The sequence below is a fragment of the Marivivens sp. JLT3646 genome (assembly GCF_001908835.1).
Lineage (GTDB): Bacteria > Pseudomonadota > Alphaproteobacteria > Rhodobacterales > Rhodobacteraceae > Marivivens > Marivivens geojensis.
In genome coordinates this window covers 1,918,233-1,940,536 of the sequence record NZ_CP018572.1, presented here as the reverse complement: position 1 = coordinate 1,940,536, position 22,304 = coordinate 1,918,233, and the positions used below count along the sequence as shown (strand labels likewise).

Here is a 22,304-nt window from a genome sequence, read left to right as displayed (position 1 = left end):
TCACAATGGCACTTCCCGCATATGCAAGCACCGCTCAACGGGTGTGGCACTACAGCTACCGGACGATCTGTGGACTGATCTTTTTCTTCCTGATCGCACCGATTCTTGTGATCATCCCGCTGTCATTCAACGCGCAGGACTTCTTTACGTTCACGCCTGAAATGCTGCGTCTTGATCCGGCTGGATATTCGTTGAAGCACTACAACGACTTCTTCAGCAACTCCGACTGGCAGTTGGCACTGAAGAACTCGCTGCAGATCGCACCGATTGCGACCCTCGTGTCCGTAAGTCTGGGCACACTGGCGGCTATCGGTCTGTCGCAGAGCCACGTTCCCGGTCGTCGGGCGATTATGGCGGTGATGATTTCGCCAATGATCGTTCCGTTGATCATCTCGGCGACGGGCATGTATTTCTTCTACTCGAACCCCTACATCCCTGTTCCGTTCTACGGCAAAGTCTACTTGCCGTTCACACTGACAGGCACACGGGCAGGCGTTATCCTCGCTCACGCTGCATTGGGTATCCCGTTCGTTATCATCACAGTGACCGCGACGCTTGTAGGCTTTGACCGCTCGCTGACCCGCGCCTCTGCGATGATGGGTGCGAACCCAGTGACCACGTTCTTCCGTGTTCAGATGCCGCTCATCCTGCCCGGTGTGATTTCGGGTGCATTGTTCGCCTTCATCACATCCTTCGACGAAGTTGTGGTTGTGCTCTTCGTGGGTTCGGCTCAGCAAAAGACGCTGCCGTGGCAGATGTTCATCGGCCTGCGCGAGCAGATCAGCCCGACGATCCTCGCTGTTGCAACAATCCTTGTGGTGCTGTCGATCATGCTGCTGACCACGCTTGAACTGCTGCGTCGTCGGTCCGAACGCCTGCGCGGCATGTCACCGGGCTAAGGTTTTGTGGATTTGAATTGAAAAGGGCGGCCCCTTGGCCGCCCTTTTTTATGGGAGAAGGACTAGCCAGAACGAGGCAGTCACTATCGACACAGCCGTTCCCATTAGAACCGCCGATGCAGCCACCCGCCGTGCTTGGCCATACATATTGGCAAAGAGAAAGGCGTTCACCCCCGGTGCCATGGCCGAGGTCACGACCGCGGAGCGGAATGATGACAGCGGGAGGCCCAACATCTTGCCCATGCCCCAAACGACGAGCGGGTGTACGATCAGCGACACAGTGACGATAAAGCCTACGGTGGGGAGGTCGCCGTCTGGACGATAGCGGAACAGGATCCCGCCCAAACCAAACAGTGCAGTCGGAAGCGCCGCGCGAACCATAAGGTCGATTGCTTCGGTCAGGGCAGACGGGAACGTGAAGCCAGACAAGTTCACGATCACACCGCAAATGATCCCGATGATCAGCATGTTGCGGAACATCGCGCGGAGCACCTTTGCGGGGAGCTGCGCAATAGATCCGCCACGGTTCTTTACGATCTCCATCGCGGTAATACCGACGGCGTAGCAGAACGGAGAGTGGATCGCGATAATCGCAAAGTTGGCCGAGAGCGCGTCGACCCCATAAGCACGTTCTGTGATCGGAAGGCCAAGGAGCAGCGAGTTCGAAAAGAGTCCGACGAAACCAATTGCGATGGCTTCTTCCCATGTGCGGCGGAAAATGAATCGTGCACCGAGGATACCGACGCCAAAGCCCGTCAGCGCGCCCACATAGAATGACGCCCAGAGCGCGGCATCAAACGATCCTGCAAGGTCGAGATTCATCATCGACCTGAACAACAGCATGGGGATCGCGAACCCTTGGGCAAATGTCATGAGCGCGTCCACGGCTTCGGCTTTGAGCCAACCGCGCCAAGCGGCGACATAGCCAAAGGCAATGACGATAAAGACAGGTAAAACCACCTGTATCAAAGCAGACATGAGGGAGCCTTCCGAAACGGAAAAGTTAGATGTCGAACGACAATGTCATGCCGTCGTAAGCGGGCATGATATGGTCTGGCGTTTCAGCCGCAACCGTTTCGTAATCAAGGTCGACATGCATGTTTGTCAACACAGCCTGCTTGGGCGCGACCCGTTCGATCCACTGGAGCGTTTGTTCCAGATGCGAATGGGTTGGGTGAGGCGTGCGGCGCAGGGCGTCGACGATCCAGCAGTCTAGGTCGTTCAGATGCTCCCAAGCCTCGTCATAGAGGTAGGCCACGTCGGGCAGATAGGCGACGCCATTGATCCGAAACCCTAAGGCGTCGATAGAGCCGTGGTTTACCTTAAATGGGGTCAGGGTAACATCACCGCCCGCGCCTGAAACGGTCACAGGACCTTCGATCATATTCAACTCACAGATCGGCGGGTAGGGCGATCCTTTGGGCTGTACAAAGGCGTAGCCAAAGCGCGATAGAAGGCTTTCGGATGTGTCCCCATCAGCCCAGACCTGCAATCGTTTGCCCGTGTTGAAAACGATCTGGCGTACATCATCGAGGCCATGCATGTGGTCGGCGTGCGCATGGGTAAAGACCACGCCATCCAACTCTCCGACACCCGCATCGACGAGCTGATCTTTCATATCGGGACCAGTGTCGATCAGCACGCGGGTCGCTTTGTCGCCATCCCAACGCGTGACAATGATCGAACAGCGACGGCGGCGGTTCTTGGGATTGGTTGGGTCACAATCGCCCCAGATGCCGCCAATGCGCGGCACACCGCCCGACGATCCACAGCCGAGAATTGTAATTTCAAGCCGAGCCATCAGAGTTTCGCCTTTGTAAACAGGCGATCAAAGTTGGCGGTCGTTGCCTTTGCGAAATCCTCATACGAAACGCCAAACACGTCCGCGCCGACTTGCGCCGTGTGGACCGTGTAACCTGGTTCATTGCGTTTGCCGCGGAACGGTTTTGGAGCAAGGTAAGGGCTGTCCGTTTCCACCAAAATTCGGTCGAGGGGGGCGGATCCAAAAATGTCCCGAACCTCTTGGGATTTGGGGAATGTCGCGATGCCAGACATCGAGAGATAGAACCCCATATCCAGTGCAGCGCGAGCCAACTCGGGGCCAGAGCTAAAGCAATGCATGACACACGTGTAGGCGCCGTTGTCCATGCCTTCGCGGAGGATTTGCGCCATATCGTCGTCTGCGTTGCGGGCGTGGATGATCAGCGGCAAACCTGTTTCGCGGGCGGCATCGATATGGATACGCAGGGATCGCTTTTGCAGTTCTGCGCTGTCAGGCGTGTAATGGTAGTCCAGCCCCGTTTCGCCAATACCGACCATCTTTGGGTGCGCAGCATAGGCCACCAATTGATCGATCGTGACGAGGGGCTGTGCCTCAACGCTCATCGGGTGAATACCTACCGCGTAAAAGACCTCAGGGTGGGCCTCAGCAATGGCTCGGACCTTGAGTTCGTTGTGCAGTTTGGTGCAGATCGTCACCATGCGCGTCACGCCTGCCTCAATCGCACGGGCAATCACGTCGTCGCGTTCCTCGTCGAAATCGGGGAAGTCGAGGTGGCAGTGGCTATCAACGATTTGGGCTTTGGGGGACATATCTGCCTCAGTCTGCGGCCACGGAGCGGGCCGTTTCTTCGATCCTGAAAACCATATCAAGGATGAGCGCGGCAGGGTCAAGGTTCACCGCCCGACCACGGCGCACCTTGAGCGACAGTTCCTGCTGTAGTTCTGCCCATCGACGCGCAGCAAAGTCATTCGGCGCGATCCGTGCTAAGAGGCGTGCTTCGCCCATCGCACCTTGGGTGCTGGGTTCACCTACGAGGCCTGTTCGCGCCGCACGGGCAAGGAACAGATCGATCAGGTCGAGCGCCATCGGGAACCGCGCTTCGGCCCCTTTACCAGCGCAGCTTTCTGCGAGTTTCAATGCGGCCGTGCGATCCACGTTGGGCAATTTGTCGAACATATGCACCAGATCATGATACATCTTCAGCCCATCGTGGTTCATCAAACGGATCGCTTCGCCAACGGACCCACCCGACAACGTGGCGAGCGCTTCTGTCTCGTCCACGTGCACATCGGCCTGAGCCAAGGCGTGCGCCACATCGGCAGGGGACAAGGGCTTGCACCGCAGTTCGCGGCAGCGCGATCTGATCGTTGGCAAAAGGCGCGAAGGTTGGTGGGCAAGCAGCAGAAGCGTGGTGCGAGCTGGCGGCTCTTCGAGTTCTTTGAGGATCGAGTTTGCGGCCGTGACGTTCATCTCGTCTGCCACGTCCACGATCACCACGCGGCGACCACCGTCAGCAGCGGACATGTGAAAGAATTTTTTCAGATCCCGCACGGGGTCAGCGGTGATTTCGGTGCGCAGCTTGCCTGTCTTTTCATCCACAGGACGCCGCACGATCGAAAGCCGCGGATGGCTGCCCGCACGGATCAGCGCCATGTCAGGATGATCGGCACTGATCGACAGCGATGTCGGGGCAGGGGGCGCGTCACCAAAGAGGCCTCCGTCAGCGGGTTGTTCTGTCAGCAAAAACGCGGCGATTTTGTAGGCGAGGGTGGCTTTGCCTATGCCTTTGGGTCCTGTGATCAGCCACCCTGAATGGAGGCGACCAGAATTATAGGCCTCTAGGAATGCGGCTTCTGCTTGCTCTTGACCGAACAGGGTTTCGGTTTCGCGCGGGTGGGGTGCACCCTCGATCCGATCTGGTTCGGGGAGGTCATCGCTCATGCGCGATCCTCAAAAATTGCGAGGATTTCTGCGGCGACTTCATCTGCTGTTCGATTGCCTTCGACCACGACACAGCGGTCAGAGTGTGCACGTGCAATCGAAAGGAATCCGTGACGAACGGTTTCTTGGAACGAGAGGCCGAAATCTTCAAAACGGGCCTCTGCATCGGGGCGGGCCAACCCGCGCGCCAATGCAATTGCGGGGTCCATATCGATGATAAAGGTCAAGTCGGGCTCTTGACCGATCATCAAATCGTGCAACTGATCGACCTTCGTCCGTAGATCACCACGTGTCGCGCCCTGATAAATACGGGTGCTATCCGCGAAGCGGTCGCAGACGACAATCTGTCCAGCCTCAAGTGCGGGGCGGATTGTCTTTTCCAAATGATCCCGACGGGCCGCAGTGAACAGCAAGATTTCCGTTTCAGGTGACCAGCGGTCGGTGTCGCCTGTCAGGATAAGCTGACGGATTTCTTCGGCGCCGACGCTGCCGCCGGGTTCACGCGTGTGGATCACATCGTGGCCCTTTGCACGCAAGCGTTCGACCAGCATCTTAGCCTGTGTCGATTTTCCGGACCCGTCGATCCCTTCAAAGGTAATGAGTTGTCCGCGGGTCATTGTCGCCTCAGGCATTGTCGTCTGTCGTAGCCATATCGGCATTGCTCATGACTTTGTCCAACAGAACCATCACGGCGGTCCGCATACGGATCGCAAATCCACCGACTGGAACGTCAGCTTCAGCGACCAGCGGGATGCGACGCTCTGGAAGATCATCAAAGCGAATGATCAGTTCGCCCAAGGTTTGGCCAGCGGCAATAGGAGCCTCAATAGGAGCGTTGAAAACAACCTCACCGTCAATGCTATCGCCGCTCAGGATCGGCACGAGCATCGACACGTCTTCGGCAACGGTCAGTCCTACGGTCGGTGCTTGACCCATCCATACGCTGGCTTCCGCGACGCGGGTGCCTGTTTCGATCACATTTTTCTGGGCAAATTGTCGAAAGGACCAGTTCAGGATGCGCTGCCCCTCTTCGGCACGCGCGGCTGCACTGTCGAGCCCTGTGACCACAAAGACAACGCGACGGTCACCTTGTTTGGCAGAGCCGACAAGGCCATAGCCTGCTTCTTGGGTGTGGCCTGTTTTCATGCCATCTGCGCCAAGGCCGAGGCCAAGGATCGGGTTGCGGTTCTGACTGTTTGACGGAACGCGACCGTCAAAGAGAAACTCTTCCTCTGCGAAAATCGGGTAGTAGGTCGGGAAATCGGTGATCAGATGTTGAGCGAGTATGCCGAGGTCTCGCACTGACATACGCTGGTTCGGATCAGGCCAGCCGTTTGAGTTGGCGAAGGTGGAATGCATCATTCCCAAATCTTGGGCGCGCGAAGTCATCATGCGGGCAAAGCCAGCCTCGGTGCCATCGGGCGACAGGTTCTCCGCCAGAACCGCGCTTGCGTCGTTGCCCGACAGGATAATCACGCCGCGGATCAGATCTTCGACGCGGACACGTTCGCCGCTGCGCAGAAACATCGACGACCCTTGGTAGCTCATCGCGTGTTCAGACACGAGCAGTTCGTCGTCGGGCGACAGCCGTCCGTCCGAGATGGCCTCAAACGCGAGGTAGAGCGTCATCAGTTTCGACATCGACGCCGGAGGCAATGGCGTATCCGCATTCTTCTCCAACAGGACCGTGCCTGTCGTCATGTCATAGACATAGGCGGCGCGGGCATTGGTTTCGAACGATTGCGCAGCGGCAAACGTTGCGGTCAGGGCCAGAAGGCATGCTGTCAAAAGGCGGATGATCATCTCAAAGCAATCCGTTTCGTTTAATTGGTCACAGCGTAGGCGTCAGAGTATCCGAGGCCTTTCACGCGCAAAAGAAGGTCAGACCGTTCAGCCGAGCTCTGCGCGGGGCCAACAACGACCCGCCAGAAGGGGCGTCCTTGGCTTTCTTGGGCGAGGATGGTCGTGGTGATGCCATTTCCATTCAAAATTTCAGCCGTGCGGTCTGCGTTCGATTGGATCGAGAAGATACCGATCTGAATATAGGGTTTCGTCAGGGCCGACGTCGCGACCGCTGCTTGCGGCGCCGGAGCGGCTGTCGCCACTTGTTCGGCTTCTGCCGCAGAAATAGCAGCCTCAGCATTCGCAATCGGGTCCAGTGACGTGGTCTGGACCTCTTCGCCTGCAATCGCAGTTTCATCGAAGTTCGAAATCGGAGCAGGGGCCTCAACCGGTGCTTCTTCGCGACGAAGCGCTGTCACTTGCAGCGATGCAGGCGCACCAGCCAGCATACCCAATGCCGCAGCCGTATCGGAGGACACTTGCAACGCAGGGCCAGGTTGTTCGCGCTCGCGTCGGAACAGGGCGCCAATCACGAACTTGCCGTTTTCCGTGTTGCGGATAATCACCCGCTCTGGGTCAACCACATCAGGATGCGCTACCCAAACACCGCCCAAAGACGGGCGCCCGTCCCATAGACCGTTATCGGTGACTTGGAACACTTCGGGGGCTTCAACGTCGCGCTCAACCAATTGCACGCTTGGGCTTGCTTGCTCGGTCGAGGCCGCGCCGCCCAACTGTGGGAATTGGAATTGGCCGTTGCCGTCACAGCCTGCCAGAACGGTCGTTGCAAGAAGGCCTGCCACAACCCACGAAATTTTGCCCGACATTATGTTGCCCCTATCATTATGCGGATATGCCGCTGCACTTGTTTCAGTGCGTTCTGCTCTCGTCGCGAACACCATAGCGTTGCGCCACCACGTTTTAAAGCCTTCAGCACCATAGGTCGGCGGTTTTCCGAACATTGGTTTTTAGCTTCCAGAATCAAAAGCATGCCGTTAGTCACGGCAGGCGCAGGAAGTGTGGCCGAGTGGTTTAAGGCTCTAGTCTTGAAAACTAGCGTGCGGGGAACCGTACCGTGGGTTCGAATCCCACCGCTTCCGCCACCCACCCCCTAAATTCCAATCTCTGGCGGTTTTGCGCTGTATTCTTGCGGTTTTTCCGTGGGTTATTTTGGGCATTTCTGTTGAGAGACGCCCTTAGTCCGCCAATATGCCTGTTCTTCCGCAGAAGTCTCTGTTGGGCAAAGAGCACGGTGCGGTTTCTGGTATTTACAGGGAATTAACAGGGAATTTGTCTGTTTTTGGCCAGAATACGAAACTTTCGGCGCCTTTTTATGCCTGTAACGCTTTAGATTCATTGAAAATTTATGCGATTTCCCTGTTATCAAATTATCAGGGAACTTAAATTTCAATATCAGGGTAATTTGGTTTTAATAACAGGGATTTAAACAGGTAAAACAGGGAATATCAGGGAGCGTCGAGCTTGTAGCGTTTCCGTTGTTCCAACCAGCAGCGAGGAATGGTCGTGCTGGTCAGCTTTTCGAGCGTCAGATCAACTGGCTGACGTCCTTGTAGGATTGCGAGTTTAAGATCAGGCGACAGAAACGCGAGCTGGATACGCTTACGGATGTAGCTTTCGTTGCAGCTTTGGGCCGCCGCAATTTCTGCAATCATGGTTCCCATCTTAAGTTGCTCAATCCATCCTTCCGCTCTTGATAAAGCCGACAACAAAGTTTGGTCAGGCTTGGATTGAAGTTCCCCCGCGATGAGTTTTGCTTCGACCCCTCGTTTGCGAAGGGTAAGTGGAACAGTGTAGCTGGTCAGATGTGTCGAGAGCCGATTTTTTTCTATGTTCAGGGCCGCGCTGAGGTGATGCGCGGAGAGTTCTAAATCAAGCTTGCCTTTGCTGAATGTAGCTCTCTCTACGAGCTTTGTTATGAGATCATCTTTTCGATTATTTAATTTATTTACAATGTGTTCCGAGGCGACTTTTATCTTCTCGATCTCATCTGAATTTGGATTTTTAATGAGGGTGAAGTTGTTTGCAGTTGAGGCAATTTGGTTTGCGATTGCTGATGTAACGCACTGCTCGAGTTGGTCTGCAGGGATACGCCAAGCCGATGGATCTTTACCCCCGGAGATGAGCCGGTTTGAGACGTAGTACCGGTGGTATTTCCCTTTGCTCTTCGTGTGGCTGGGTGTGAGCCGATCTCCGGTCTCGTCGAAGAGCTTGCCCTTCAGGATACCATGCGTGGGGAACGTAGAGGCATTCAGGTGTGTTCCTCGTCCCCGTGCCTTTGCACTGACCTCTTGCAGTTTGTTTTGGACCTTTTCCCAAAGCTGAGCCGAGACGATGGCCTCATGCTGGCCTGGGTATGTTTTGTCTGTATGTCGGATGTCTCCCTTGTAGATCGGATTGGTCAGCATGTGGTGGATCTGTCCGCGAGACAGTGGCGCTCCTCCTGTATGCCGCCCCTTCGTATCTTGCCTCTGCTTTGATCGTATTCCCTGACGCTTGGCCTGCTCTTCTACCAGCCTGAGGTTGCCGTGGGTCAGGTAGAGATCAAAGAGCGTTCGGACGTCTTTGGCTTCAACCTCATTGATGACCAAGCTCCGGATCAATTTGTCTGGGTGAGGGTCGTACCCCAAGGGTGCAAGCCCACCCATCCAGAGGCCCTTCTTCTTGGAAGCGGTGATCTTGTCTCTAATGCGCTCTGCAGTGACCTCACGTTCGAATTGTGCAAAGGAGAGCAGTACATTCAAGGTCAACCGACCCATCGATGTAGACGTATTGAAAGCCTGTGTTACGGAGACAAACGAGCACCCCCGTTGCTCTAGGCGCTCTACAAGGCGCGCGAAGTCAGCGAGAGAGCGTGTCAGGCGGTCGATCTTATAGATGACGACCATATCAATCAGACCGGCATCAATGTCACTCAGGAGCCGCTGTAATCCGGGGCGCTCCATCGTGCCTCCTGAGATACCACCATCATCATATCGCTGGCTGAGGAGTTTCCATCCTTCGTGCTTTTGAGACGCGATGTAAGAGGCGCAGGCATCGTATTGAGCATCAAGTGAGTTGAACTCTTGCTCGAGCCCCGCCTCGGAGGATTTGCGCGTGTAGATCGCGCAGCGGGTCTTTGGTTTGCCCTCACTCATCTAGAGACCGAAGAACCGAGGGCCAGACCAGCGGGTACCGGTTATGGCGCGTGCTATGGCAGACAATGAGCGGTGGGTTTGACCTTGCCAAACAAACCCTGCCTCCGTGACTTCGACGATATGGCTAACTCCATTCCAATCTCGGATCAGCCGCCCGCCAGGCTTTAGGGCTCCTCGTTCGCGATTGGTCGATCGATGTCCGTCGTGTCCTGCATTCTTGATCCGCTTCAGGGCGCCTGGCTTGAGATCCCCATATTCCCGCGCCTGAAGATCATAGGCCAGGATGCTGCGCATAAATCCTTGGCTCATCTTCTTAGGTGGTGGTGTTCCAATCACCTCCACCCATACTTCAATCAGCCCCTCGCGCCCGAGCGTTTCCACGTCCGTCCATCGCATACCTGTGTCGCTCCCTAAATCGCGTCACGACACACTCACGCTCGTTCCGCTAAGGAAGTCCAGATGAGAATTTAAACACAATATCTAGTGTTATTACACGAAATTAGGTGGAGATGTGCCTCAGACGCTTGACCACATCCTGCTGATTCTCGTAACTTGAAAATGCGTTCAGACCACCCGTTACTGCACCCTGGTTCAGGACAGAACGGACAACGAGAAGAACGTCGAGATATCGCTTTTGAGGTCATCTTAAGGGGCCTCTGATATCCTCCACATCTGTAATTGTTGTGGATGCCTGGTCGCGCAGGTTCCCTCTTTTGCAGTTCGATAGCCGACCCGTGACTAGGCTGATTTTCACTTCACGGCGCAGCAATCTGCGCCGTGAGACCAGAAACTTTGCGCAACCTTCCTTGAAGGAGTGTCTAGCATGGATACACCGAATTCGCAGATTGAGTACGTTGCAGTTTCCCAGTTGAAACCTTGGGAGAAGAACGCACGTACTCACTCGAAGAAGCAAATCCGCCAAGTTGCCGATAGCATCGAGACCTTTGGCTTTACCAACCCAGTTCTGATCGATGCAGAACATCATATCCTCGCGGGACACGCTCGGGTCGAAGCTGCAAAGAGTATTGGCATAAAGCGGGTCCCTTGTGTCTGTTTGGATCATATGACGCCCGAACAGAAACGAGCCTACGTTCTGGCCGACAACAAATTGGCCTTAAATGCAGGCTGGGATGAAGTGATCTTAGCCGAGGAACTCGAAGCTCTCCTAGAGTTCGATCTCGACTTCGATGTTACGATCACGGGCTTTGAGATGCCTGAGATCGACAGTTTGCTGCTAGATCAGAACACGGAAATCACTAAGGACAATCCTCTCGATAAATTGCCCAAAAAAGCGCCTCGGAGGTGTAACCTTGGTGATTTATGGCAGTTGGGTAAGCATCGCCTCATCTGTGGCAGTGCGTTGGAACACGCGACTTTCGAGAAGCTTATGGGTGGTGAACGCGCAGCTATGGTGTTCACAGATCCACCTTACAATGTTCCGATTGATGGACATGTTGGAAACTCCGGTCAGATCAAACACCGCGAGTTTGTTATGGCATCCGGTGAGATGTCGGTGAGGGAATTCACTGAGTTTCTAAAATCGGCCTTCAACAACATGGTGTCTTTCAGTGTCGAAGGATCGATCCATTACGTCTGCATGGATTGGCGGCACATGGCTGAGATGTTGGAGGCGGGGCAGGAGGCTTATACTGAGCTCAAGAACCTCATAGTCTGGGTCAAGGACAATGGTGGTATGGGCAGCTTCTACCGATCACGTCATGAATTGATTTTTGCCTTCAAGACAGGGACGGCTCGTCACCAAAACAACTTTGGGCTCGGAGAACACGGCCGCTACCGCACCAATGTTTGGGAATACCGCGGTATCAATTCTTTGCACGCACAGCGTGGTGAAGAGCTTGCGATGCACCCAACGGTCAAGCCCGTCGAGATGATCGCTGACGCTATTCTGGATGTTTCGAGCAGGGGAGAGATTGTTCTCGATCCCTTCGGGGGCTCCGGCTCCACGCTTATGGCCGCTGAACAAACGGGGCGATGCGCCTATCTCGTCGAGTTGGATCCCCTCTATTGCGACACAATCCTGGCGCGCTGGGAGGCTGCCACAAAACGACAAGCAGAGCAGGTCCTATGTGGCTGGTCTCGTGTTGAGGGGGCTTAGATGACTAAGCTTACCAAAAAGCAATTGAGCAATCGTCTCAAGCATACTGCCGCAAACTATGACGTGGGCTATGCGAAACCACCCGCATCAGGGAAATTCCAAAAGGGCAAATCGGGCAATCCGAAGGGGCGTCCGAAGGGCGTTAAGAACAAACCTCGCCCTGCATATGATGAGCCATTTTATGACATCATCTTCGAGGAAGCATATCGGGATGTGCCAATCAAAGAGGGTGATAAGATCTTAACGATCTCAACTGCAGCTGCGGTCATGCGTTCGATTGGTTTAAAAGCCATGAAGGGTGAACCGAGATCACAAAAGCTTTTTGCTGAAATCTTGCTCAGTACAGAGGCAAAAAAACTAAAGGATCACGTCGATTATTTCGAGACGCTTCTGGATTACAAGCGTGATGCAACTGCGGAACTTGAGCGGCGCGAAAAGCATGGCCTAACGGATTTACCTCCCGTGCTGCCGCATCCGGATGATGTTATCCTGAACATGCGAACTGGGGAGGCAAGAGTTTATGGTCCGGTTTCGGAAGAAGAGCTCAAAATATTTAAGCGATCGAAGCTGATTAGAGCTGAACAAATCGACGAGCTAAAGTTTCTGAACGACGCGATGAAATTGGCAATGGCAGAAGGTAATCAGGCAGCTGTGGATGACCTGAAAGACAGGATCAGGCGAGAGCAAAAGGTCTTCGAAATACTCGATAAAACCGTGAAGATGTTTGAACCTGACAGAGCTAGTTGCTTTGGATTCTAGCAGGTGCCGTAATAGCCTCCGGAATAGCGACAATATTCAAAGGCCACGCCCAATCTTATCATCTCTGCAGCAATGTCCAATCCATTTTCTAGGAAACATTGTCCTACGATGCGACTGTATCGATCCACATCTTTGATAAGACACGTCAGGATCTGACCTTCGATGAGATCACTGAGCGCTTGAGTGGCAGCACTCCCACCAGCCTCATCTGTTTCGGGGGCATCTAATCCCCAAATGCGGATAGCGGGCACGAGATCGTGCGCCCGAAATGTATCGCCGTCCGTGATGCGCTTAACCTCAGCGGAAAAACTTGGGGTCTCTGCAATGCCTGAAGAAGGCGAAACGATACTCAGCAAGCTTGCGATGAGGAAAATATGTTTAGCCATTTTCAACTAAAACCGTGTTGTGCGTCTCTGCCTATGGCGAGTTAAGAAGTGTTATGCGTGGCGGGTTCACTGACGCGATGGGGATGCCGCCACGCATAGAAGCAATTCTGGGAGAGAGTGGCTGTTTGTGTTCGGAAGGGTGGGATCGAACACAAATCAGAAGGTATCAAAGCGATCTTAAGAGTCCAGAGCTGAGAGCACTTGTTATCTATTCGGCTGCAATAGCGCGCTTTCTGGCTTTACTCATGTGCTTGGCTTCGGTTGCTCGCCCCATTTTGACCAGCTTAGGGTGTAAGAAATCAGGTTCGATCCCTGCCAATGCACAGACTTCTTTGAAGTCTTTTGAAGGATACTCACCCACCCAGCGCTGCGCCGTTCGAAAGTCTTCAAACGCATGATTGCTATCATTGGTTAAGTCCTGCACCACTCGGTACTGCACAGCCTGCCACATCTCTGAAGACGAAGTTATACTTGTCATGCCGTGCTGACACTAAAATTGAATTCGATTCTGGCAATCTTAAAGTGATATTGATCGAGAGATTTTTTGACTTTTTGGTACAACTTTATTTTTGCTTCGCTGCCTACGACAGCACCCTCCCCAGAGCTGGAGGCGGCGAAGCGAAGTAGCAACAGCCACTCGGCAGGATGGTATCACAATCTTATGACGCGGGGTGCTCGGATTTTAAAAGCTTAGGGCCAAGCAAAAAAAGGCATACTGCGCACGCATAGCTGCAATGCAGCATTTTGAGTTGTCCGATTCAGGGTCAAGTCTCATATTTAAAGGCTCTGCCTCACTTTGTGTGGCGCAACTATCCTGAAACTGGAAAATTCAGGAGGGATAGTTGTGAGTTCGAAGAAGCACTGGTCGCCGGGCAGCGATGTTGCAGTTCAAAGCGTTGAACGAAGTGAATCCGGCGGGTGGATTGTATCTGGCGTCTTGGCACCCAACGGCATTTGCCCAGACTGTGGATTGCATTCACGCCGACGTCATGGCTGGCGGCGTCGGTGGCTGCAGGATTATCCCGCGCATGGAGACGCGGTAACGGTTGATCTCGCAGTTTGCCGTTGGCGATGTTTGGCGCCTGCTTGCCCGCGCCGGACTTTCTCGGACCAGATCAGCTCGATTGCGCGTCCATTTGCACGTCGTACTTCGCGTGTAGGGGAGATTGTCGGCCATCTTGGGCATGCGACAGGCGGACGGCCTGCGGAGCGGTTGTTGCATCGTTTGGGCCTTGGGGTCAGCGATGACACGGTGCTCAGGCAGCTGAAAAGGTGTGCTCAAGGCACCACCGAGGCGCCGACAATCATCGGGATCGACGATTGGAGCTGGCGGAAATCGCAAACCTACGGCACGATCATCGTGGATCTGGAGCGTCGCGTGGTCATCGACATCCTCGAGGATCGAGATGTCGTCACCTGCACCAACTGGCTAAAGCGACACCCCGAGGTGGAAGTGATCAGCAGAGATCGGTGCGGTCTCTACGCCAAGGCTGCCCGGCAAGGGGCACCGCAGGCAAAGCAGGTCGCCGACCGGTTCCATATCGTGCAAAACCTGCGGCAGGCCATTGAGGAACAGATGAACCTTCACGGCCGTGCCACCGGCAGGGCGCTGCTGTCCGACGCCGACAACATCACCGCAGCCGGAAGCCTTCTGAAGTCCCGCCTTGCGCACAGGACGTCCCGGGAAGAGATTTTCACCACCATCCATGCGCTCCGAAATCAGGGACTTTCCTGCAGCGAGATCGGGCGGCGAACAGGGTTTCCGCGTCGCAGCATCGCGAAATGGCTGCAGTTCGAAACACCACCGGACCGCAGGCGGGCCGCTTTGAAGCCGAGTTCGCCATGGTATTTTGAAGAGTTCCTGAGCCAAAGCTGGAAGGAGGGCATTCGAACTGGCAGCGCCCTTTTCAGTCTGATCCAAGAGCGTGGTTACGAGGGGAGCCAGTCGCATTTGCAGCGGCTGCTGGCGGGTTGGCGCAGAGCCGAACAGCAAGCGAGCGATCCCAAGGTAGAACACAAGATCCTGGAGCCGGTTCGGGACCCGGAAACGGGGCACGCGATCTCCCCGGTCATCGCGGCCGCGCTGTGCATCAAACCGCGCGGCAAGCTCACCTCGGATCAGGCGCGTAAAGTCGATGCGCTCAAGACCCGCTCTCCCGCCTTCGTATCGATGCGCAGCCTCGCCATGCGGTTCAATGGTATCCTGCGCGGCCGCGTGGCAGACCCGCTCCCTGCATGGATCGACGACGCGATCGAAACCGACCTGGCGCCCATCGTGCGCTTTGCCCGCACAGTGAACCGGGACTACGAAGCCGTCAAAAACGCCATCGAGATGCCCTGGAGCAACGGCCAAGCAGAAGGTCAGATCAATCGCCTGAAGACCCTCAAACGCGCCATGTACGGCCGAGCCGGTCCAGAATTGTTGCGGGCGAGAATGCTACCGTTCCACCACACAGATTGAGGCAGAGCCGATTTAAGGGCAACGCGACACCGGGACATAGCGAGAACTCACCGCAGTGGCACCAGTGACCGCTATTCTGTACTTCGCGGTTGTTGTGGAACTTTCGCGGTCTCCTGATGCCATCAGGAGGCCGCGAACAGTAGTTGTCGAATGATCCTCTGCGTTCCCGCAGATCAGCGTTGATAGATGATCGGGAACCAGTCCTCTCTCAACATTTGTCCGGGTTGCATGTTGTGGCCAGGAAAGGGAGGCGAGGTCGGGCCGGGACGCTCCACAAAGCGGGCGTCATCACCAACCAGTCTCAATGAGAACGCGCGGCGGCGCGCATCTGTCGTATTTCCGCGCGCACCATGCAGGGTGTCGTAGTTGAAAGCGACGGCGTCACCGGGCTCCATCTCCCATTCCCTGACATCCATGCCCTCGGCATCCGGATCGGGTACCGGCATATAGGTGTCCTCGTCGGGATAGAAGTTGGTTTCGGCGAGCCAACGGGTCGGTAGAACGGGTTTTTCCCAGGCGTGGCTGCCGGCAACGCACCGAAGGCTTGCCCCTTTAACCACATCCATCGGCGACCAGAAGCTGACATTCTGCTTTCCGCCAACGAAGTAATAGGGGCCGTCCTGATGCCATGGCGTCGGTTTTGATGTTCCAGGCTCTTTCACCAGCACATGATCGTGAAACACCTGCACCTTATTTGACTGCATCAGATCCGCCGCCACCTCGGCTGCTGGCGAATTGCGAATGGCATCTTCGAACTCGGGGATACGGGTCCAGTTGCAGTAATCGTCAAAAAAGCGTCCACCTTCGCCCTCCTTGAGATTTTCGGCAGCATAGGGGCCTGGCTCTGCCATGTTGCGCTCGATTCCTTTGCGGATTTTCTCAACATGGTCCTTGAAAAGCCCTTTGATCAGGACGACTCCATCGCGCTGAAAAGTGTCAATGTCGTCTTGGGTCAAGAGTGGGTGCATCGCGTTTCTCCTCTGTCTCAGTGTAATATAAATCCCCTCATAATTAATTCCCAATAATGTCTAGTCATAGTATATATAGGTTCATGCTATACATTACCCTACGCCAGTACGAATACATCGTGACGGTTGCCGAAACATGCAGCCTGACCGACGCAGCTGCCCGTTTGCATGTCTCGCAACCCTCATTATCGGTTGCGATTACCCGCGTGGAAGAACGGATCGGACGAAAGATCTTCGACCGGCGCAAAGGTGCCGGCATCATGGTGACGCCGTTCGGGCACCGGTTCGTGGAAAAAGCGCATGCGCTTCTTGGCATGGCGAGCGATATCGAGTTGGGGCGCGACACAACGCGCCCCTTTGTGTTGGGCTGTTTCGAGGACATCGCGCCTTGGTATCTTGCGCCAGTGATGGAAAAGCTGAAATCACGCTTCCCTGCAATCACCTTCCAATGCCTTGAGGGACGTTTTTCCGGCCTTGCATCCGATGTCGCTGAGGGGCGCGTGGACGTGGCGATAACCTATGACATCGGATTTGAAGGGAGATTTAGGCGCAAGAAACTGCGAGAGGTTGCCCCGGTCGCATTTCTCTCGTGCGATCACCCCTTGGCGAAACAACGCTCTGTCGATCTAGGACAGTTGGTCGATCATCCGATTATCCTCTTCAGCGAAGACTTGTCGGAAGGGTATTTGCGAAACCTGTTCGATGAGCTTCGCTTGTTGCCCCAGGTAGCCCATCGGGCGGCGTCTTTGGAGATGATGCGCTCCCTGGCCGCGCATGGAAGCGGCGTCGGCATCAGCTACTCGCGCCCACCAGGCAATGTCAGCTATGACGGGAAACCATTGGTGACAATTCCTGTTTCGACGCCCAATGCAACGGCCGGCATCATTCTACTCTGGTCGGCTTTGCGGGAAGAGGACTCGCAGTTCAGGGGAATCCTGGAGACAGTTGCACAACATGTGTGATGTCCGTTTTGCGCAGATCTCGCCTTCGCGGACGGTCAGCGAGATGCCCTTCAAAACCTCGAGCTGTCCGAAACGCTTTTGCAAGCCGTACACGACCGGGGTTGGAGCAACAGCTTCGGCGCTCATCTCGATCTTCTCTGCCTTCCCCTCGAAATCACTCCTCTGCCCGAGCCGGTTCGGCGGTATCGGCCAATTGCCGCAGGACGTTATGCGGGATGGCGGGGACGGTGTTACCGTCGCGTCCGACCATTGTTTCAGCGGCCACCATGCTGTTTATGATCGCCTCTTCAACCCCTTGAACCACCGCTTCGAAAAGCTGGTCGAGATGCGGGTCCGGGATGAATGCCGCACGTTGCGCGCTGGCTTCCTTCGCCGCCAGTGCTGCTTCGTTTGCGGTGGAGAAGGCGAGAAAAAGATCGCCTGAAGAGTGGTTTCCGATTGTACCAAGCCGCCCCATCCCCAAGGTCGCGCGACGCGACAGGCGTTTCAGCTGATGCGGCATCAGCGGCGCGTCAGTGGCAATCACCACGATGATCGAACTCAGATCTGTCGGCGGTGTGTGCGTCACGATCGCGGGTTCCGTCAGCCCGGCACCGATGTTGATGCCGCAGATAGTCAGATGCTCGCGCGTGCCGAAATTCGCCTGGACGAAAACACCAACCATGTGGCTTTCGTCGCCATAGCGGACCACCCGCGAGGCGCTCCCGGACCCAGCCTTGAACCCAAAACACTTCATGCCCGTCCCACCGCCGACGCTGCCTTCTTCGATAGCCCCGGAAGAAGCCGTTTCGATGGCTTCGAACACATGATCTTCGGTGACATGAAACCCGTTGATGTCATTGAGAAACCCGTCATAGGTTTCCGCTGAAACGGGCAAACCAAAGGCGTCAGTCAGAGAGCCCGGATGCGCACGGCTCGCCCATTTCAGCGTGGCGTCGCGGGTGACGCCGCAGGAATGGGTGTTGGTAATGGTGATTGGAAAGGTCAATTGGCCGACTTCGTCGAGGTAGTGCGCGCCAGACATTTCACCATTGCCGTTGAAATTGTGGTAGCCGGCGAAAACCGGGATAGAAAGGTTTTCGGGGCGTCTCGGTAGAATCGCAGTTACTCCGGTTCGAACGGGACCATGACCAATCCGCAGCGCGCCATCACCCTCGACGATCGTGGAATACCCAACCGATACACCGTCAACATCCGTGATGTTGTTGCGTGGACCTGGTTTTCCCTCAAAGTTCAAGCCCAGTGCGCGAGCCCTAGGTTTTCCCGAGCGAGTCATGTGTGTACTTGCCATAGATCGCCGCTCCTCCCCAGAACCTGTGGTTATGCTTGTAACGCCATAGAGTTCTAGTTACAAGAATAACATGGTTAGACATAACATACCCCGTTATTGCACAGGCGTTTGCGGCGGGTCACGGTTCGGACGGCCTTGGCCACCGGGAACTCCGAAGATCAGCAACGCAGTAAGATAATCGGATGAGCGCCTCACTAACGCAACGAATTCAGGAGCATTTGCCCAGCCTCTCGAAGGCAGAGCGGTCGCTGGCGAACTATCTGAAAACCAACCCCGAAGGTCTGATGGTCGAAACCAATGCCTCTCTTGCCGCCAAGGTCGGCGTCAGCGCGATGACGGTCAGCCGATTTGTCCGCAAGATCGGCTTCCGAGATTTTTCCGAAGCCAAGTCGTTCGAGCAAAGCCGAATATTCCTGACTGCCCTGTCGGAGGAGGGCAGCCTTGGTCAGCGCCTCGAACGCTACGGTCAGTCCGGCCGGTTGGAGGAATGGGCCAGCCAGAACTTGCGGCTTGAGATCGCCGCCATTGAGCAAGTGCACGGGTTGCGCAACGATCCGAACTGGCATCAGTGCGTCGAACTTTTGGCCGCCTCCGAGGCGGTCTATATGACCAGCTTCCAGATCATCCGGCACATCGCCATCGGCTTTGCGGCGATGCTCGAAAACGTGCGACCGAGAGTATCCTATCTCGACGGGCAGGACGAAGCCTACGGTGCGCTCTTCACCGATCCGGCGGAGAAAAAAACACTGGTGATCGTTGATACTTACCCCTACAGTGTACAGGCAGAGACCCTCGCCGGGCTGTCAGTTGAGGCCGGGATCGACATGATCGTGATCTGTGATGAATCCTGCCATTGGGCCTTGAAATACAGCCAGCACGTCCTGTCGGCGACGACCAACACCGGCCTCGTCTTCCGCTCCAAGGGGGCACTCAGCATCCTGACAAATCTGCTGACACATGACGTTGCCGGAGCCTTGGGCCAGCAGGCCGCCGATACGATCGAGACCGTCGCGGCCGCCCAGTCGCGCTTCAGCCGGACCACGAGGTAAGCCGAAGAGAGGATTGCCGGAGACCATTCACGTCGACAATGCCAAGGAGTTCCGCTCAAAAGCGATGAAGCGGGGCGCCGAGGAGCACGGGATTTCGCTGCAGTACCGGCCTATAGGTGCGCCACACTACGCAGGACGGCGGCGAGGCGGTCAGGCCACCCTCTCGCTGATCTGCGGAACGGCCGCCAGAAACGCATCATTCTCGGCCGCCGTGCCCATGGTGACGCGCGCCCATGTCTGAAACGGCGCCTCCTGCCAGGCCTTGATCAGGATGCCCGCGCGGCGCAGGCCCTCGGCAAAGTCATTCGCGGGCTGGCCCGTGTCGAAAAAGACGAAATTCGTCTGGCTGGGCGCGCAGGCATAGCCCTTTGCGGCAAGGGCGGCGGCAACTCGTGTGCGCTCGGTCGCGGCATCCTTTACTACGCGGTCCAGATGGGCCGTATCGGCAAGCGCCTCGATGGCGCCCGCGGCGGCCATCGCGTTGACGCCGAAGGGATTGCGCGTCTTCATCAACGCCCGGATCATCGCGGGCGCGCTAGCGATGCCATAGCCGGCCCGCGCGCCGGCAAGGCCAAAGGCCTTGGAGAAGGTGCGCAGCACGATATGCGGCTTGCCCGATGCGGCCAGAATGCCGAGCGCGTCAAAGCGGTGCTGCGGGTCGATTAATTCGACATAGGCCTCGTCGAAACAGATCAGCGTTGCGGGGTCTGCGGCCTCCACGATGGCGCGGAATTCCTCTTCGCGGATCGCGGGGCCTGCGGGATTGCTGGGCGACGAGAAGATCAGCACGCGCGGCGCGCTGCGCAGCTCGGCTTTCATCGCCTCGACCGGAAAGGACCACCCCGGCTCGAAGGGCAGCTTGGTCACCCGCGCGCCGAAGGTGAGCGCGCCGAATTCATGCAGGCCGAAACTGGGGCAGATCGTGACGACATGATCACCCGCGCGGATGATGGCGCGGAACAGCGCACCGATCAGATCCTCCGAGCCGTTGCCGACGATGATCCGATCGGCCTCGGCCCCCGTGCTGCGCGCGATGGCGGCGCGCAGGGCGGTATTGGCGGCATCGGGATAGCGGGCCACGCCCCTGGCCGCCTCCCGCATGACCTCGATCGCGCGCGGAGAGGGCCCGAGAGGGCTCTCGTTGCTGTCCAGCTTGGCCACGCAATCGATGCCATAGGCATCGCGAAACCGGTCCAGCGCGAGACCAGCGTTATAGTCGGGCAGATCGCGCACATCCTTGCGGATCAGATCGTCGGGGAGGGTGTGTGTCATGGCTGCTGTCCTTGGCGTCAAAGATCGAAAATCTTGCCGGGGTTCATGATGCCGCCCGGATCCAGCGCGCGCTTGATCCGGCGCATCACGTCCAGCGCGGGGCCGTGTTCGGCGTCGAGGTAAGCCTTCTTGCCCAATCCGACCCCATGCTCGCCCGTGCAGGTGCCGCCCATGGCGAGGGCCATCGCAATCAGGCTGCTGTTGATATGCCGCGCCTCGCGGACCTCATCCGCATCGGCCGGATCATAGAGCAGCACCAGATGGAAGTTGCCATCCCCGACATGCCCGACCAGCGGCGCGATGATGGAGGTGGTGGCGATCACATCCATGATGCCGCTGATGCAGGCGGGCAGTTGCGAGACGGGCACGCAGACATCGGTGGAAATCCCCTTGATGCCGGGCCTCAGCGCGCGCGCGGCATAAAGCGCGTCGTGCCGGATGCGCCACAGCTTTGATGCAGCCTCCGCCGTATCGGCACCATCGAAACGCAGCGCGCCCTCGGCCAGATCGCGCAGGACGCCCATATCATGCGTGACGGCCGCCTCGGATCCGGTCAGCTCGATCCAGAGTGTCGGATGGTCGGGCAGATCGGTGCCCGAGTAGGCGTTTATCGCGCGCATCTGGACGGCATCGGCCAGCTCGATCCGGTTCAGGCAAAGGCCGCATTGCAGGGCCGCGACCACCGTCTCGGTCGCCTCCTCGATGGTGGCGAAACTGCACATCGCGCTTTGCGCCGCCTCGGGGATGCCGAAAAGCCGCAAGGTCAGCTCGGTGATGATGCCGAGCGTGCCTTCGCAGCCGACCATAAGCCGCGTGAGATCATAACCGGCCGAGGATTTGCGCGCCCGACCGCCGGTCTTGATGATCTGCCCGTCCGGCATGACCACGGTCAGCCCCAGCACCAGATCCCGCATCGAGCCGTAGCGCACGGTCGTCGTGCCCGAGGCGCGCGTTGCCGCCATGCCGCCAAGGGTTGCATGCGCGCCCAGATCGACGGGAAAGAAGAGTCCGGTGTCGCGCAGATGCTCGTTCAGCGCCTGCCGGGTGACGCCGCAGGCGACGCGGCAATCCATATCCTCGGGATTGACCGCGATGATTTGGTCCATGCCGGACATGTCAATGCTGATGCCGCCGCGCGGTGCATGGATCTGTCCCTCGAGCGACGATCCGGCGCCGAAGGGAATGACCGGCACGCCGTGCGTATGAGCGGCGCGCAGGACGTCCGCGATATCTTCGGTGGATGTCGCCATGATCACGGCGTCAGGCCATTGGGGCGGAAGATGCGACTCGCCACTCCCGTGGTGCTCGCGTGCGGCGTCCGAGGTCAGCAGGCGCTCGCCGAACCGATGGCGCAATTCTTCCAAGGCGGCGGTGAGGCTGTCGGTTGCGGCGGGGGTGTCCATGGGATGTGTCGACCTCG

At 56.8% G+C, this 22,304-nt stretch carries 23 protein-coding genes and 1 tRNA gene; 9 read left to right on the top strand and 15 right to left on the bottom strand.

The window, feature by feature from the left end; all coding sequences use genetic code 11:
- Nucleotides 1–5 precede the first annotated feature (5 nt).
- Complete coding sequence (locus BSK21_RS09670; protein WP_067550953.1) at nucleotides 6–899, top strand: ABC transporter permease; 894 nt, start codon at nucleotides 6–8, stop codon at nucleotides 897–899.
- Between the two features lie 48 nt (nucleotides 900–947).
- On the opposite strand, the gene BSK21_RS09665 is transcribed toward BSK21_RS09670, so the two are convergent.
- The 7 genes from BSK21_RS09665 to BSK21_RS09635 are packed head-to-tail and all read right to left on the bottom strand — an operon-like array spanning nucleotide 948 to nucleotide 7,292.
- Entirely contained in the window at nucleotides 948–1,877 is a 930-nt protein-coding gene (locus BSK21_RS09665; RefSeq protein ID WP_067550950.1) for an AEC family transporter, read from the bottom strand.
- Nucleotides 1,878–1,902: 25 nt separating this feature from the next.
- Nucleotides 1,903–2,700 (bottom strand): MBL fold metallo-hydrolase, encoded by a 798-nt coding sequence (locus tag BSK21_RS09660; RefSeq protein WP_067550947.1) that lies wholly within the window; start codon nucleotides 2,698–2,700, stop codon nucleotides 1,903–1,905.
- Nucleotides 2,700–3,491, bottom strand: a complete 792-nt coding sequence (locus BSK21_RS09655) for a TatD family hydrolase (protein WP_067550944.1) — start codon at nucleotides 3,489–3,491, stop codon at nucleotides 2,700–2,702. Before BSK21_RS09655 ends, BSK21_RS09660 begins: the two co-directional genes overlap by 1 nt.
- A gap of 7 nt (nucleotides 3,492–3,498) precedes the next feature.
- Nucleotides 3,499–4,623, bottom strand: a complete 1,125-nt coding sequence (locus tag BSK21_RS09650) for a DNA polymerase III subunit delta' (protein ID WP_067550941.1) — start codon at nucleotides 4,621–4,623, stop codon at nucleotides 3,499–3,501.
- Nucleotides 4,620–5,240 (bottom strand): dTMP kinase, encoded by a 621-nt coding sequence (gene tmk / locus BSK21_RS09645; protein WP_067551623.1) that lies wholly within the window; start codon nucleotides 5,238–5,240, stop codon nucleotides 4,620–4,622. The genes BSK21_RS09650 and tmk overlap by 4 nt, the downstream gene beginning before the upstream one ends.
- A gap of 7 nt (nucleotides 5,241–5,247) precedes the next feature.
- Complete coding sequence (locus BSK21_RS09640) at nucleotides 5,248–6,426, bottom strand: D-alanyl-D-alanine carboxypeptidase family protein (RefSeq protein WP_067550939.1); 1,179 nt, start codon at nucleotides 6,424–6,426, stop codon at nucleotides 5,248–5,250.
- Between the two features lie 20 nt (nucleotides 6,427–6,446).
- Nucleotides 6,447–7,292 (bottom strand): SPOR domain-containing protein, encoded by an 846-nt coding sequence (locus tag BSK21_RS09635; RefSeq protein ID WP_067551620.1) that lies wholly within the window; start codon nucleotides 7,290–7,292, stop codon nucleotides 6,447–6,449.
- A gap of 186 nt (nucleotides 7,293–7,478) precedes the next feature.
- On the opposite strand from BSK21_RS09635, the gene BSK21_RS09630 reads away from it, so the two are divergent.
- Together BSK21_RS09630 and BSK21_RS16040 are read left to right on the top strand one after the other, a co-directional pair.
- Nucleotides 7,479–7,568 (top strand) — tRNA-Ser (locus tag BSK21_RS09630).
- Nucleotides 7,569–7,674: 106 nt separating this feature from the next.
- On the top strand, nucleotides 7,675–7,869 hold the full coding sequence (locus BSK21_RS16040; protein ID WP_198039370.1) for a hypothetical protein: 195 nt from the start codon (nucleotides 7,675–7,677) through the stop codon (nucleotides 7,867–7,869).
- Between the two features lie 62 nt (nucleotides 7,870–7,931).
- Here the strand turns inward: BSK21_RS16040 and BSK21_RS09625 are convergent, their stop codons facing one another.
- Complete coding sequence (locus BSK21_RS09625) at nucleotides 7,932–9,620, bottom strand: recombinase family protein (protein ID WP_067550937.1); 1,689 nt, start codon at nucleotides 9,618–9,620, stop codon at nucleotides 7,932–7,934.
- Entirely contained in the window at nucleotides 9,621–10,001 is a 381-nt protein-coding gene (locus BSK21_RS09620) for a DUF2924 domain-containing protein (protein ID WP_232230426.1), read from the bottom strand.
- Between the two features lie 442 nt (nucleotides 10,002–10,443).
- On the opposite strand from BSK21_RS09620, the gene BSK21_RS09615 reads away from it, so the two are divergent.
- The gene (locus tag BSK21_RS09615; RefSeq protein WP_074039016.1) at nucleotides 10,444–11,736 is read left to right on the top strand and encodes a DNA methyltransferase; all 1,293 of its coding nucleotides are present in this window, start codon (nucleotides 10,444–10,446) and stop codon (nucleotides 11,734–11,736) included.
- Nucleotides 11,737–12,495 (top strand): DUF5681 domain-containing protein, encoded by a 759-nt coding sequence (locus BSK21_RS09610; RefSeq protein WP_074039015.1) that lies wholly within the window; start codon nucleotides 11,737–11,739, stop codon nucleotides 12,493–12,495.
- Here the strand turns inward: BSK21_RS09610 and BSK21_RS09605 are convergent.
- Together BSK21_RS09605 and BSK21_RS09600 are read right to left on the bottom strand one after the other, a co-directional pair.
- Entirely contained in the window at nucleotides 12,492–12,881 is a 390-nt protein-coding gene (locus BSK21_RS09605) for a thermonuclease family protein (protein WP_067548377.1), read from the bottom strand. The two genes, BSK21_RS09610 and BSK21_RS09605, sit on opposite strands and share 4 nt — an antisense overlap.
- A gap of 208 nt (nucleotides 12,882–13,089) precedes the next feature.
- The gene (locus BSK21_RS09600; protein WP_156529543.1) at nucleotides 13,090–13,359 is read right to left on the bottom strand and encodes a hypothetical protein; all 270 of its coding nucleotides are present in this window, start codon (nucleotides 13,357–13,359) and stop codon (nucleotides 13,090–13,092) included.
- Nucleotides 13,360–13,759: 400 nt separating this feature from the next.
- Here BSK21_RS09600 and BSK21_RS16175 point away from each other — a divergent pair, with 400 nt between their 5' ends.
- Nucleotides 13,760–13,924 carry a hypothetical protein gene (locus BSK21_RS16175; protein ID WP_008335458.1) on the top strand — a complete coding sequence of 55 codons (165 nt, stop codon included), beginning with the start codon at nucleotides 13,760–13,762 and terminating at the stop codon, nucleotides 13,922–13,924.
- Nucleotides 13,852–15,342, top strand: coding sequence for an ISL3 family transposase (locus BSK21_RS09595; protein WP_231924760.1), 1,491 nt, complete (start codon nucleotides 13,852–13,854; stop codon nucleotides 15,340–15,342). Before BSK21_RS16175 ends, BSK21_RS09595 begins: the two co-directional genes overlap by 73 nt.
- Before the next feature lie 173 nt (nucleotides 15,343–15,515).
- Here BSK21_RS09595 and BSK21_RS09590 read toward each other — a convergent pair whose 3' ends face one another.
- On the bottom strand, nucleotides 15,516–16,310 hold the full coding sequence (locus BSK21_RS09590) for a phytanoyl-CoA dioxygenase family protein (protein WP_067548371.1): 795 nt from the start codon (nucleotides 16,308–16,310) through the stop codon (nucleotides 15,516–15,518).
- Nucleotides 16,311–16,393: 83 nt separating this feature from the next.
- Here BSK21_RS09590 and BSK21_RS09585 point away from each other — a divergent pair, with 83 nt between their 5' ends.
- Nucleotides 16,394–17,272 carry a LysR family transcriptional regulator gene (locus tag BSK21_RS09585; protein ID WP_067548368.1) on the top strand — a complete coding sequence of 293 codons (879 nt, stop codon included), beginning with the start codon at nucleotides 16,394–16,396 and terminating at the stop codon, nucleotides 17,270–17,272.
- A gap of 154 nt (nucleotides 17,273–17,426) precedes the next feature.
- Here BSK21_RS09585 and BSK21_RS09580 read toward each other — a convergent pair whose 3' ends face one another.
- Entirely contained in the window at nucleotides 17,427–18,563 is a 1,137-nt protein-coding gene (locus BSK21_RS09580; RefSeq protein WP_067548365.1) for a P1 family peptidase, read from the bottom strand.
- A 182-nt stretch (nucleotides 18,564–18,745) separates the two neighbouring features.
- Here BSK21_RS09580 and BSK21_RS09575 point away from each other — a divergent pair, with 182 nt between their 5' ends.
- The gene (locus BSK21_RS09575; protein WP_074039014.1) at nucleotides 18,746–19,612 is read left to right on the top strand and encodes a MurR/RpiR family transcriptional regulator; all 867 of its coding nucleotides are present in this window, start codon (nucleotides 18,746–18,748) and stop codon (nucleotides 19,610–19,612) included.
- 150 nt (nucleotides 19,613–19,762) lie between these two features.
- Here the strand turns inward: BSK21_RS09575 and BSK21_RS09565 are convergent, their stop codons facing one another.
- Together BSK21_RS09565 and BSK21_RS09560 are read right to left on the bottom strand one after the other, a co-directional pair.
- On the bottom strand, nucleotides 19,763–20,884 hold the full coding sequence (locus BSK21_RS09565) for an aminotransferase class I/II-fold pyridoxal phosphate-dependent enzyme (protein ID WP_067548359.1): 1,122 nt from the start codon (nucleotides 20,882–20,884) through the stop codon (nucleotides 19,763–19,765).
- Nucleotides 20,885–20,901: 17 nt separating this feature from the next.
- Nucleotides 20,902–22,287: an FAD-binding oxidoreductase gene (locus tag BSK21_RS09560; RefSeq protein WP_074039012.1), complete on the bottom strand. Its 1,386-nt coding sequence runs from the start codon at nucleotides 22,285–22,287 to the stop codon at nucleotides 20,902–20,904.
- Nucleotides 22,288–22,304 lie beyond the last annotated feature (17 nt).